The organism is Ornithinibacillus californiensis (assembly GCF_001038485.1).
In the GTDB taxonomy this organism is placed as follows: domain Bacteria; phylum Bacillota; class Bacilli; order Bacillales; family Amphibacillaceae; genus Ornithinibacillus; species Ornithinibacillus californiensis.
Genome location: NZ_LDUE01000055.1, coordinates 147,602 through 159,723, shown reverse-complemented (window position 1 = coordinate 159,723; position 12,122 = coordinate 147,602). Strand labels below are relative to the sequence as shown.

General features: G+C 34.2%; 14 protein-coding genes and 1 riboswitch. Of the genes, 12 read left to right on the top strand and 2 right to left on the bottom strand.

What is annotated here, in order from left to right:
• Positions 1–14: 14 nt before the first annotated feature.
• A riboswitch (cobalamin riboswitch) is annotated at positions 15–198 on the top strand.
• Positions 199–361: 163 nt separating this feature from the next.
• Both TE34_RS13500 and TE34_RS13495 read left to right on the top strand, forming a co-directional pair.
• Positions 362–793, top strand: coding sequence for a DUF4430 domain-containing protein (locus TE34_RS13500; RefSeq protein WP_047985339.1), 432 nt, complete (start codon positions 362–364; stop codon positions 791–793).
• A 5-nt stretch (positions 794–798) separates the two neighbouring features.
• Positions 799–1,308 (top strand): ECF transporter S component, encoded by a 510-nt coding sequence (locus TE34_RS13495; RefSeq protein ID WP_047985338.1) that lies wholly within the window; start codon positions 799–801, stop codon positions 1,306–1,308.
• 18 nt (positions 1,309–1,326) lie between these two features.
• Here TE34_RS13495 and TE34_RS13490 read toward each other — a convergent pair whose 3' ends face one another.
• Positions 1,327–1,581, bottom strand: coding sequence for a ferredoxin (locus TE34_RS13490; protein WP_047985337.1), 255 nt, complete (start codon positions 1,579–1,581; stop codon positions 1,327–1,329).
• Between the two features lie 127 nt (positions 1,582–1,708).
• Between TE34_RS13490 and TE34_RS13485 the strand changes: the two genes are divergently transcribed.
• The 8 genes from TE34_RS13485 (at position 1,709) to TE34_RS13450 (ending at position 9,259) form a co-directional block, all read left to right on the top strand.
• On the top strand, positions 1,709–2,776 hold the full coding sequence (locus TE34_RS13485; protein WP_047985336.1) for a helix-turn-helix domain-containing protein: 1,068 nt from the start codon (positions 1,709–1,711) through the stop codon (positions 2,774–2,776).
• A complete protein-coding gene (locus TE34_RS13480) occupies positions 2,769–4,313 on the top strand; it encodes a RecQ family ATP-dependent DNA helicase (RefSeq protein WP_047985335.1) in 1,545 nt (514 codons plus the stop codon). Before TE34_RS13485 ends, TE34_RS13480 begins: the two co-directional genes overlap by 8 nt.
• Positions 4,300–4,875 (top strand): CPBP family intramembrane glutamic endopeptidase, encoded by a 576-nt coding sequence (locus tag TE34_RS13475; RefSeq protein ID WP_047985334.1) that lies wholly within the window; start codon positions 4,300–4,302, stop codon positions 4,873–4,875. Before TE34_RS13480 ends, TE34_RS13475 begins: the two co-directional genes overlap by 14 nt.
• Before the next feature lies 1 nt (position 4,876).
• The gene (locus TE34_RS13470) at positions 4,877–5,182 is read left to right on the top strand and encodes a hypothetical protein (protein WP_047985333.1); all 306 of its coding nucleotides are present in this window, start codon (positions 4,877–4,879) and stop codon (positions 5,180–5,182) included.
• Positions 5,183–5,534: 352 nt separating this feature from the next.
• Entirely contained in the window at positions 5,535–6,113 is a 579-nt protein-coding gene (locus tag TE34_RS13465) for a genetic competence negative regulator (RefSeq protein ID WP_047985332.1), read from the top strand.
• A gap of 183 nt (positions 6,114–6,296) precedes the next feature.
• Entirely contained in the window at positions 6,297–7,577 is a 1,281-nt protein-coding gene (locus tag TE34_RS13460; RefSeq protein ID WP_047985331.1) for a Glu/Leu/Phe/Val family dehydrogenase, read from the top strand.
• An 80-nt stretch (positions 7,578–7,657) separates the two neighbouring features.
• Positions 7,658–8,659 (top strand): YpdA family putative bacillithiol disulfide reductase, encoded by a 1,002-nt coding sequence (locus tag TE34_RS13455; protein WP_047985330.1) that lies wholly within the window; start codon positions 7,658–7,660, stop codon positions 8,657–8,659.
• 171 nt (positions 8,660–8,830) lie between these two features.
• Entirely contained in the window at positions 8,831–9,259 is a 429-nt protein-coding gene (locus TE34_RS13450; RefSeq protein WP_047985329.1) for a hypothetical protein, read from the top strand.
• A 116-nt stretch (positions 9,260–9,375) separates the two neighbouring features.
• Here the strand turns inward: TE34_RS13450 and TE34_RS13445 are convergent, their stop codons facing one another.
• Entirely contained in the window at positions 9,376–10,347 is a 972-nt protein-coding gene (locus TE34_RS13445; RefSeq protein WP_047985328.1) for an asparaginase, read from the bottom strand.
• A gap of 93 nt (positions 10,348–10,440) precedes the next feature.
• Between TE34_RS13445 and prsW the strand changes: the two genes are divergently transcribed.
• Together prsW and sleB are read left to right on the top strand one after the other, a co-directional pair.
• On the top strand, positions 10,441–11,079 hold the full coding sequence (gene prsW, locus TE34_RS13440; RefSeq protein ID WP_047985327.1) for a glutamic-type intramembrane protease PrsW: 639 nt from the start codon (positions 10,441–10,443) through the stop codon (positions 11,077–11,079).
• A 145-nt stretch (positions 11,080–11,224) separates the two neighbouring features.
• Positions 11,225–12,118, top strand: coding sequence for a spore cortex-lytic enzyme (sleB, locus tag TE34_RS13435; protein WP_047985326.1), 894 nt, complete (start codon positions 11,225–11,227; stop codon positions 12,116–12,118).
• Positions 12,119–12,122: the final 4 nt, after the last annotated feature.

Here is a 12,122-nt window from a genome sequence, read left to right as displayed (position 1 = left end):
TTATTAGAATTGAATACAATATTTTTGATATTGGTGTAATATTGCTTAATAGGGAATCTAGTGAGAATCTAGAACTGTCCTCGCAACTGTAAAGTGATGATGAAATAAGCGTAAACCACTGTAGAATAATCTATGGGAAGGGCTTAGAGTAAGTTAATAGTCACAAGTCAGTAGACCTGCCAGTATCATTTGTATCAAGGATCCCGAGGATAGGACAACCTGAGACAATCTAGTACATAAAGAGGATATTTCCTATGCTTTTTTATGGTCTAATGACTGTCACAAGAGTTAACCAGTTACGGGGTTGACTCTTTTTTGTTTACCCTGTTCTCAAAATCACACAAATTTGGAGGAGAGAAACATGAAGTCACTATTATTAAAATTAGTTGTAGTATTAAGCCTATTAACGTTATTAGTAGCATGTGGAAATGAGGACTCAACTAATAATGCCCAGCAAAACCAAGAAAATAACAATACGACGAGTGAAACCAATGAACAACAAGAGGAATCTGTTATTACTGTAACCTTAACAAAGGATAAAGAATCTGAAACAATAGAAGAAAAAGAAGTTGTCATTGAGGAAGGGGACATTCTTTTAGATGTTATGAAAGAGAACTTTGACATTCAAGAAGAAGGCGGTTTTATCAGTGCTATTGAAGGAATTGTTGCTGATGAAGCTGAATCCATGTTTTGGGCGCTTTCCGTAAATGGTGAAATGTCAATGGTTGGTGCAGCTGAAGTAGAGTTGGCAGATGGAGACACTGTCAATTTTGATCTTCAATCTTGGGAATGATTTAATTGAATATCTATAAAATAACCTTACTTGCTTTATTGGCAACATTAGCTGTAGTTGGACGTATTGCTACAAATCCTATTCCAAACGTTCAACCCGTAACCTCAGTAATAATCATTGGCGGGATGTTTTTAGGCCCAGTAGCAGGTGTTATATTGGCTATATTAGTTACCTTTTTATCTAATATGATATTAGGGACAGGTATATGGACTATTTGGCAAATCATATCCTGGGGAATTATCGGGATAATAAGTGGGTTTATAGGGAAGAAGATTACAGAGATTCCCTTCTTTGTTATTGTTTCCTTTTCTATATTTAGTGGTTACCTATTCGGTTTCATTATGTCACTAACAAACTACCAAATAACTGGCCAGGGATTTCTAGCCTATTATCTACTAAGCCTTCCATTTGACACCAGCCATGCCATAGGAAATGCATTATTTATGATATTATTATATCCAGTAGTGTCCAGAGTGTTTAAAAAGTACATTAAAAATCATTTGAACACCAACTAAAATTGTTGGTGTTCTATTCTAATCTTCAAACTTCAACGGATTACCATCAAACGGCTCTTCACTAATTTTGATGGAATCACTTGGACAACCTTCATATGCGTCGAGCACGTCATCTTCTAATTCTTCTGGTACTTCTTTATTACCAGTATTGTCATCTATCGTAACAAAGGCTAGACCTTCATCATCATAATCAAATAATAGTGGACATGTAACCCCGCAAGCACCGCAAGCAATACACGTCTCCTTATCTACTATTGTATACTTCACTCTCATTTCTCTGCTTCCCCTTATTTTACATAATTAAATCGGAGTTAATCCTATTGTAAATCGTAAATAACTATTATTCAACTGATGCTATCAAGTGGTATGATAGTAATAGAAATAATGAGGAGTTAGTAGTATGTATATAGAAGGCATCACATTAAACTGCATAGCAAAGATAGGAGAAAATCGTTCTATCTTTGGAATCTACCACCTGATTACGGGTAAAAAGTCTATTCAATCCGTCCATGATGCACGAATCTTCCAAGTGGAAAAATATTATGGTATCTATCAAACTTTATCTAGGCAACAGTTTATAAGTATTATTAATAAGATGACAGATAATGAATGGATAGTAAAAGACATGAACGAAGGTTTTTATCACCTGTCATCTCATGGTAAGGAAATCCTTGAACAGTACTTTGATACTAATGTATATCATTATTTAGATGGACTCACCTATTCAGGTAAAGACAACACCTTTATAGAGAGGCTATATTTATTGGTACAAACTTATTCAAATGTACTGTCGAAGAACCCTTCATTTATACCTATTATTGATAACGATAAAACAACAAACTGGGTAAAAACTTTCTTTCGAAAAAACCGCGATCCCAAAATTGCGAAACAAATTTTTCATGAACTACATGGATTGTTAAAGATGTTAACTGATATAGAGGCAGAAATTTTTGTGGATCGGTTAAGTGGATATAATTATTATGGCCTGAGTAAAGAACAAATCGCTGCTAAACATGAGCTTTCAAAAGATGATGTTCATATAATCTTAACTGCGATAACACATAAATTAATGGGAATGATTGTTAAGAAGAGAGAGAGCTTTGAAATACTATCTCAATTAACTGAGTCGCAATACAATAATAAATTTATAACGAATACAGCAAACGAAACATATCAGTTATTAATGCATAATTACAGTATTTCAGATATAGCGATAGAAAGAAATTTAAAGATGAATACGATTTATGACCATATTGTTGAAATTGCCTTATATGATACTAGTTTTGATATTGGGTCTTTCGTTACAAAGAGAGAGCAGGAAGAAGTTATTCAAGCTGTAAAAGTAAATCAAACATTGAAATTAAAAACAATTAAAGAACATTGCGACCCTTCTATTACTTATTTTCAAATTAGACTCGTATTAACGAGACTAAATAAGCTTTTACTGGAGGGGGAATACCATGTGTAATTTAAATTCAATAGAGAAGAAGTTGGAAGAATATTTCGGATACACTGAATTCAGAACGGGGCAGAGAGAGATTATTTCTGAAGTGCTAAAAGGAAAGGATGTCCTAGGAATTTTGCCGACAGGGACAGGAAAGTCTATTTGTTATCAGCTACCAGCTCGACTGTTAAATGGAGTGACAATTGTCGTTTCTCCTTTAATATCCCTTATGATGGATCAAGTAAAGCAGTTAAAATCAACGAATTTTAAGGAAGTTATTGCTCTTAACAGCTTTCTTGATTATGAAAAAAGGAAATTAACCTATAAAAGGCTAAACCAATATAAATTAATTTACGTATCTCCTGAAATATTACAACAGAAGGAACTGCAATTTTATTTAAAAAGGCTCTCCATTTCATTATTTGTTGTTGATGAAGCACACTGTATTTCACAATGGGGGCATGAATTTAGACCAGATTATCAAAAGCTAAACAAAGTAATTAAACAATTAGGTAACCCAACCGTTTTAGCTTTGAGTGCAACAGCAACTAAGGAAGTACAAGATGATATTATTCAATCACTTGAGAGACCGTTAATGGAAAAACATATCTATCCAATGGATCGGAGTAATATCGCACTTTATATTGAAGAAGTGATGAGTAACGAGGAAAAACTTGAATTTATTATTAATGTTCTAAGTAAAACTCGAGTTCCTTCCCTAATCTACTTTTCTAGTAGAGCTTCTGCTGAGAGTATCTCTTATGTGTTGTCCCAAAGACTATCTAATCATCGAGTAGCCTATTACCATGGTGGAATGGAACAAATGGATCGGATTGCAATACAGCAACAATTTATGAATGATCAAATTGATATTATTTGTTGTACAAGCGCATTTGGAATGGGAATCAATAAAAATAATATCCGGTTTGTTTTTCATTATCATTTTCCTGGACAAATGGAATCCTTTTTACAGGAAATTGGCCGAGCTGGTAGGGATGGGAAACAGAGTATAAGTATTCTTTTATATGGGAGACAGGATGTGTTTCTACCGCAGCAAATGATTCAAAGTGAGTTACCCTCTGATGAAGACCTAGTACGCGTATCTCGAATTTTAAAGAGACTTTCTAAAGAGAATAAACAACTACCTGAGGATATAAATGGTGTACAAGGGTTATTTGAGATTAGTGAGGTACAATGGAGATTTATTGCTACACACTTAGAAAAACATGGCGCCATTCTAGAAAATGGTATAAAATATGAGCAAAGTAAATTAGAACTTATATTTCAGTATATAAAAAATATTCGTAATGAGCGACTATTTTTAAAGCAATCTAAACTACAAGAAATGATACAGTGGATGGAATCAGAGAGTTGTCTAAGAGAAGGAATTTATATTAAATTCCAGAAAAGCTATACACAATTAAATGAGCAATGTTGTAGTAATTGCGGTATTAGCCTAATGGATTTCAAACCAGAACAGACAGAAATGCAACATGTACCATCATGGGAGAAGAAACTTCAACGGCTGTTAAACAGAGGAGATAAACATGAAACAGAGTGAACTTATAAAGCAGCTCTCGGAAGAAGATTTAAGAAAAGCAGTTGTCTATTCACAAATACTATTTCTATTGATTGCTTTTATGGCAAGCTTTATTCTATTTGACAGTCTAACTACTTGGACAAGCCTATTTCAATTTGACTACAAAGAAATAGTTTACTACGGTGTGGTAACGGGAATTATTATCGTATTAATTGACCTTATACTAATTGTTTATGTCCCGGTTAAATATTACGACGATGGCGGAATTAATAAACGGATATTTACTAACCTTTCACCTATTAAAATTCTATTTCTAACATTATTAATTTCAATTGCCGAAGAGTCCTTATTTCGTGGTGTCGTTCAATCTACATTTGGATATCTAGTAGCTAGTATTATTTTTGCTATTGTTCATGTCCGCTATTTGAAAAAACCAGTGCTACTAACTTCTGTTTTAATTGTTAGTTTTATATTGGGTTATCTTTACGAGATAACCAACAATTTATTTGTAACGATAACTGCCCATTTTATAGTTGATTTTTTACTTGGCTTAGCCATTCGTTATAAGTTATGGGGGGATTAATATGAAGGATACAAAAGCTGAGAAAAAAGATCAAGAAAATGAATTGATGAATATTCTTAAAGAACTGAATCAGCACGCAAAAGATGAAGATCTTCCTGAACCAGTAAACGTTCACGTTCAGGAACTAAAAGAAAATGATGATTTAACCATTTTAAATCTACCCCCTAGAAAAGATGTGCATGGTCAAAAAAAGAATAGGACTCATTTGAAAATACGCAGGCCACTATTACGTTTAACTGTTGTCACCTTGTTATTAGTAGTGCTAGTTGTCTTGATGTTCTTTGGAGAAGAGTTAATCAAATTTTAGTTGAAAGTTAAGCTCGTAATAATTCCAGATTATTTAGATTTTTAAAACATAAACTTGTATATCGTTCAACAATTTCGAAAAAAGCATATACTAATTATAAGAATTCAGCAGTTAGTGGCCAAAGGTAAGACTAATTCTTGTTGGCAGATAGGAAAGCCTAATAACTTTTCCCGCCTGCATTAGAAAAACTAAAAAGATTTGCTCGTCGTATTAGGAGTATTTAAGTAGTAACTCTCCCGCATAACTGTATGGTACAAAAGCAAATAGTTGCTTTTCGATTAGTGGTACCGCATGAGGACGAGTGATTGAGAGTTTTTCTTAGAATTATTTGTTAATTTGAGGAGGATGCTGTGTGCGTATTGAAAGAGTGTCCAGTAGTCAATTTACAATTTTTTTAACGTTTGACGATTTGGTAGAACGGGGATTTAATAAAGAGGATTTATTTTACGATGCCAATGGCATTCAGAACCTCTTTACGGATGTTATGTATGAAGCTAGTTCTGAATTAGGATTTGAGTTAGAGGGGAAATTATATGTGCAAGTCCATTTAATGCAGGCACAAGGAATGCATGTTATTGTCACTCAAAACTGCGATAATATAGATTGGGATGAGGATTTCATTGAAATGAAAGTGACACTTGATGAAAGCAAAGAATTAATTTTTTCATTTGATGATTTCGAAAACATAATACAGGTATCTTCGTATTTAAGCACATTGTCTGTGAATGGTGGGCAGGTCTTTTATATGGGAGATAGATATTATATGTTACTAAATCGAGATGAACTAGGTGGTAATAATAAAGAAGATGTGATAGCTTTAATGTCGGAGTTCTCCAATCCAAGTATTGTGACTTCCTATAGGCTAAAAGAATATGGAAAAATTATCATTAAATCAAGCGCAATCGAAACGATTGTAAGAGCATTTAATTAGCAAAAAATAGTAACTAATCTACTAAATCTGTAAGAAAATGGTATATCACTGAAAGCGGTTACGATATTCTAAAAATAATATAAAAAAACAAGGTTTATATATTGCATATTTGTTTTTTAAGTGTATACTAATCTCTGAGAATAGCTATATTAAATATTTATATGTTCCTTAGGAGGTAAATTCATGGTAGCCGAAAAAGCAGCAGATTCTACCAAAGAGAAAAATAAGCAAATGGATGTTCTGAGTTCAACTCAAACTGTTGTAAAAACTGCACTGGAGAAATTGGGTTACCCTGATGAAGTTTATGAGTTGTTAAAAGAGCCTCTACGTATGCTGGAAGTTCGTATTCCAGTTCGTATGGATGATGGTTCAACTAAAATCTTCACTGGATATCGTGCACAACATAATGATGCAGTAGGACCTACGAAAGGTGGGATACGATTCCACCCGGATGTTACTGAAAGAGAAGTAAAGGCATTATCAATATGGATGAGCTTAAAGGCCGGTATCGTTGACCTTCCATACGGTGGTGGTAAAGGCGGTATCATCTGTGATCCACGTGAAATGTCATTCCGTGAATTAGAAGGATTAAGTCGTGGTTATGTAAGAGCAATCAGTCAAATTGTTGGTCCAACAAAAGACATACCTGCTCCTGATGTATTTACTAACTCTCAAATTATGGCATGGATGATGGATGAATATAGTAGAATTGATGAATTTAACAGCCCAGGCTTCATTACTGGTAAACCAATAGTACTAGGCGGTTCCCATGGTAGAGAATCTGCGACGGCAAAAGGTGTTACAATTTGTATTAATGAAGCAGCAAAAAAACGTGGTCTAGATGTAAAAGGTGCAAAAGTTATCGTACAAGGTTTTGGTAATGCTGGTAGCTTTTTATCAAAATTCTTACATGATGCTGGTGCGATTGTTGTTGGTATCTCGGATGCATATGGTGCATTATACGATCCAGAAGGATTAGATATCGATTACTTATTAGACCGCAGAGATAGCTTTGGTACAGTTACAAAATTATTTAATAATACACTTACAAATAAAGAATTGTTAGAAAGTGAATGTGACATACTTGTACCAGCTGCAGTAGAAAATCAAATTACGAAAGAAAATGCACATAATATTAAAGCGAGTATCGTAGTTGAGGCGGCGAACGGGCCTACAACAATGGAAGCGACAAAGATTCTTACTGACCGAGGTATATTACTCGTACCAGACGTACTAGCTTCAGCTGGTGGAGTTACAGTTTCTTACTTTGAATGGGTTCAAAATAACCAAGGGTTCTATTGGACAGAAGAAGAAATTGAACAAAAGCTGCTGGATAACATGACAAAGGCATTCAACACTATATATGATACAGCTGAAACAAGAAGAGTAGATATGCGACTAGCTGCATATATGGTTGGTGTTAGAAAGATGGCAGAAGCATCTCGCTTCCGTGGTTGGGTATAATTTAAAGAAACAAAATATAAAAAGCTCTTATCTGCAGATAAGAGTTTTTTGATTTTGCTATGAAAAGGGAAGTGCTAGTAATGAATAAGAAATTGGAAAAAGTTATTATTATAGGGGCAGGACCATGTGGGCTTGCTAGCGCGATAGCTCTAAAAGAAAAAGGGATCGATGCACTAATCATTGAAAAAGGTAATATTGTCAATTCCATCTATCATTATCCAACACACCAGACATTTTTTAGTTCCAGTGAAAAGCTAGAAATAGGTGGTGTACCATTTATTACAGAGAGGCAAAAACCTAGAAGAAATCAAGCGTTAGCGTATTATCGAAATGTTACGGAACGAATGGAATTACGTGTACACTCCTTTGAGAAGGTCACTTCATTAAAGAAAGATGGTCCGGCATTTGAGATTAAGACGGAAAAACACTTAGGTAAAGAACAACAATATGTAGCTGAACACGTAATTATTGCAACCGGTTACTATGATCAACCAAACTATATGAATATTCCTGGTGAAGACTTGCCAAAAGTAATGCATTATTTCAAAGAAGGTCACCCCTATTATAATAAGGATATTGTAATTATTGGAGGTAAGAATTCTGCAGTAGATGCAGCTTTGGAACTTCATAAAGCTGGATCTAAAGTAACAGTTCTATATCGCGGAGATAGGTACTCTAAAAGCATTAAACCATGGATATTACCTGACTTTGATTCTCTAGTACGCAAAGGAATAATTCAAATGGTGTTTAATGCTCATGTTAAAAAGATCGCAGAAGAATACGTATCGTATACGGTAAATGAACAGGATTACAAAATTGAAAATGATTTTGTTTTTGCGATGACTGGATATCGCCCTGATTTTAAATTAATAGAAGAAATTGGTGTTCAGTTTAACCAAGCAAATGGAAAGCCGATTTATAATGAAGAAACATACGAGACTAATATCAAGAATGTATTTGTTGCAGGTGTAGTAGCAGCAGGTAATAATAATAATGAAATTTTTATTGAAAATGGAAGATTTCACGGAAGTAGAATTGCAGATGTTATTTCATCCCGCATTAATAGTTATTTAGGGAATTGACCAATTGAGAAAAGAGAATAAGTAACCTATAAAGGGAAGATAGATCGCGCAGTGGAAAAACACTGTGCGATTTTAAATGAACATATATTAAAAAATTTAGAAAATAATGTTATTATAGTAGTGGAAAGAGAATGAAATCAGTTAAAATTAGCGAGATAGTGGGGGCTGGAATTGGTTTATCATGCAAAAACCCAAAGGTTAGTTCTATTAGTCTTATTCATATTGACTGTTGGATTCATGTTTCCAAACTGGGATGAACCCGAAACATTTTATTTTCTAATACCTTTTTCAATATATATTATAACGATTATCTTTATGCAATTTAACTTTAAAATAGCGGATGAAGCGTTGACTTTTCACGTATTAATCTTTTCATTAACCATTTATAGGAAAGAGGTTCACTATAATGAGATTTGCGGTATAAAGTTTAAGCGTGTTGGTTGGGGAAAGAAGTGCGCAATCGTACAAAACAAGAATGGCTTTAATTTTAGGATTATTAATTTCAATTCGGAGAAGATTTTTGAGGATCTAATTGAATTTTCTAAGTTACATCAAGTACCAATCTCAAAGACAAGTGACTACTTCATATTGGAGAAATAGCATATTTTAGGTTATAAATATAGTTAACATCATACTCACCTGATGAGAAAGACTCTAAATCTAGGCATAAAAGCAAAAGAAGCACGCATAACTAGCGTTGCTTCTTTTTATTAGAATTAAAATTCATTTTCAAATATATCTCTAATGACATGGATGTTTTTTGAGTTTTCTAAAGCAATCAGTAATTTAATCCTTGCTTTTGGTCCCGTTAGCCCATTGGTAAATATGACTCCCAATTCTTTTAGTTGCTTTCCGCCACCTTCATAGGAATAGGTTGGTTGTACCATACCTCTAAAGCTTCTAGAAACTAAAACTATAGGAATATTGTCAGATAAGATGTTTTTTATTGCGGGAAGGGTTTCCTTAGGTAGGTTCCCTTGACCTAAACCCTCTATGACTAATCCATCTGGTTTTCCTTTGTAGATTAGCTCAATAATACTACTATCCATACCGGCATAACCCTTCAATAAGGGTACATTCTTGGTGATTTGTTCTATAGGATAAGTTTTACGAGAAACGAGTTGATGATGAAATATAATGGATTCCTTCGTTATGATACCTAATGGGCCATATTGAGGACTTTGGAATGTTGCAACATTACTCGTTGAAGTCTTCGTGACATTTGTCGCACTGTGTATTTCATCATTCATAACAACTAATACACCTTTAGAATATGCAATAGGAGACAAAACGACACGAATAGAACTTAATAAATTATATAGAGCGTCTGATCCGATTTCGTTACTCGACCGCATCGCACCTGTAAGGATAACTGGTTTTTCTGTATCGAGGACCAAGTCTAAGAAATACGCTGTTTCCTCTAGTGTGTCTGTACCATGTGTTACAACTGCACCATCATAATCAGTTAGTAGCTGATTAATAATTTTAGATAATTTAAGCATATGGCTTGGTGTAATATGTGGAGATGGTAGTGAGAAAGCCATATGTTCTTCTATAACTACATCGTCACCAAATGTAAAGGGAGTATTTGATAAGGGATGAACACTAGTTGTGTTTACCTCACCAGTCTCTTTATCTTCAAGCATAGAAATCGTACCACCTGTATGAATGATGATAATTTTTTTCATTGTGTGCACCTACATTTCTAACAAAATATGTATTTTCAATCGTTTCGTTACATGGTACCATTGAATTAGTTCGCGAGGGGAAGGGTTTTACGTATGTTAGGAATAATATCTGCTGGGGTTGCTCCAGCACTTGCACTCATGTCTTTTTTTTATTTAAAGGACCGAATTACAGAACCAATTCCATTAATTATACGAACATTTATTTATGGTTGTTTGCTTGTATTTCCCATCATGTTTATCCAGTACGCTTTCGAGAGTGATCAAATAGGGAATATATTTGTTCAATCATTTTTCGTCGTTGCTTTTTTGGAAGAATTTTTTAAATGGTTTATCTTTTTATATGTAATTTACCAACACACTCAATTCGATGCACACTACGATGGTATCGTATATGCTGTTTCGATAAGCTTAGGTTTTGCTACTATTGAAAACATCCTATATCTATTTGTAAATGGAATTGAATATGCCCTTTCTCGAGCAATTTTCCCTGTTTCCTCACACGCGTTATTTGGCGTTATTATGGGATATTATTTTGGAAAAGCTAAAATGAACCAAGTAAATAAGACCGGGAATATTTTATTAGCACTTATCATTCCGATAACATTACATGGAATCTATAATTTTATTTTAATATATGTAACTGAAAATTGGGCATTATTTGTTATTCCGTTTATGACTATATTATGGTTCTTTGGCTTACATCGGATGAAGATTGCAAATGCAAGTTCATAAAGCTCTATTAAAAGAGACTATTCTAGTCTCTTTTTTTGTTTATAGTAACATTGAAACACATTAATCTAGAATCGTATGCATAAATTAGCTGTTTCAATCAAAAAATACCTATTACTAGACAAATATGAAAGTGAGAGGTATCAACATGACATTAAGAAAATACATCCTTTTAGTTATTATATGCCTATCTGCAATAGGACTTCAAGAAACATATTTTCCAAAAGAAGTAGATGCCTTTACAAATCAGGTAATCCAACGTGGTTCAACAGGTGACGATGTTATTGAACTGCAGGCAAGGTTACAATATATAGGCTATTATAACGGAAAAATAGATGGCGTGTTTGGTTGGGGGACTTACTGGGCATTGAGAAATTTTCAAAAGGATTATAGTTTAGATATTGATGGTCTAGCTGGTCTGAAAACAAGACAAAAGTTAGTTGACGTTAGTAAGTTTGATGGCAAATGGGTTCATGAGCAAATAGCAAAAGGAAATGATTTTACTTATTATGGTGGAACGGATTTAGCAAAACAAACAAAACCAAAGGCAAAAGCCGGAGGGGGTTCAACACCACCAAAACAGCAGTCAACACAAAATACTGGTAATCAAAAAAAGAGTACAAACAATACAGCAAATACTGGAAATACGGAACGAAAAACTACAGCAGTTAACGTTCCACAAGGATTTTCCCAGAACGATATTAATTTAATGGCAAATGCAGTTTATGGCGAAGCAAGAGGTGAGCCATATGAAGGGCAAGTGGCCGTTGCATCCGTAATTCTGAATCGTGTTGAAAGTTCTACATTTCCTAATACTGTTGCCGGAGTAATCTTTGAACCAAGAGCTTTTACCGCTGTTGCAGATGGTCAAATTTGGTTAACCCCTAATGATAAGGCAAGAGAAGCTGTTCTTGATGCTATAAATGGTTGGGATCCTACTGGAGAAGCTTTGTATTATTTCAATCCAGATACCGCAACATCTAGTTGGATTTGGGGTAGACCTCAAATTAAACGTATTGGGAAGCATATCTTTTGTAAATAGGAGT

What these genes read in the sequence shown, in the direction of transcription:
- TE34_RS13500 (WP_047985339.1), top strand. Translation starts at nt 362, where the DNA reads ATGAAGTCACTATTATTAAAATTAGTTGTAGTATTAAGCCTATTAACG.
- TE34_RS13490 (WP_047985337.1), bottom strand. Translation starts at nt 1,581, where the DNA reads ATGAGAGTGAAGTATACAATAGTAGATAAGGAGACGTGTATTGCTTGC.
- TE34_RS13485 (WP_047985336.1), top strand. Translation starts at nt 1,709, where the DNA reads ATGTATATAGAAGGCATCACATTAAACTGCATAGCAAAGATAGGAGAA.
- TE34_RS13480 (WP_047985335.1), top strand. Translation starts at nt 2,769, where the DNA reads ATGTGTAATTTAAATTCAATAGAGAAGAAGTTGGAAGAATATTTCGGA.
- TE34_RS13475 (WP_047985334.1), top strand. Translation starts at nt 4,300, where the DNA reads ATGAAACAGAGTGAACTTATAAAGCAGCTCTCGGAAGAAGATTTAAGA.
- TE34_RS13470 (WP_047985333.1), top strand. Translation starts at nt 4,877, where the DNA reads ATGAAGGATACAAAAGCTGAGAAAAAAGATCAAGAAAATGAATTGATG.
- TE34_RS13460 (WP_047985331.1), top strand. Translation starts at nt 6,297, where the DNA reads ATGGTAGCCGAAAAAGCAGCAGATTCTACCAAAGAGAAAAATAAGCAA.
- TE34_RS13455 (WP_047985330.1), top strand. Translation starts at nt 7,658, where the DNA reads ATGAATAAGAAATTGGAAAAAGTTATTATTATAGGGGCAGGACCATGT.
- TE34_RS13445 (WP_047985328.1), bottom strand. Translation starts at nt 10,347, where the DNA reads ATGAAAAAAATTATCATCATTCATACAGGTGGTACGATTTCTATGCTT.
- prsW (WP_047985327.1), top strand. Translation starts at nt 10,441, where the DNA reads ATGTTAGGAATAATATCTGCTGGGGTTGCTCCAGCACTTGCACTCATG.
- sleB (WP_047985326.1), top strand. Translation starts at nt 11,225, where the DNA reads ATGACATTAAGAAAATACATCCTTTTAGTTATTATATGCCTATCTGCA.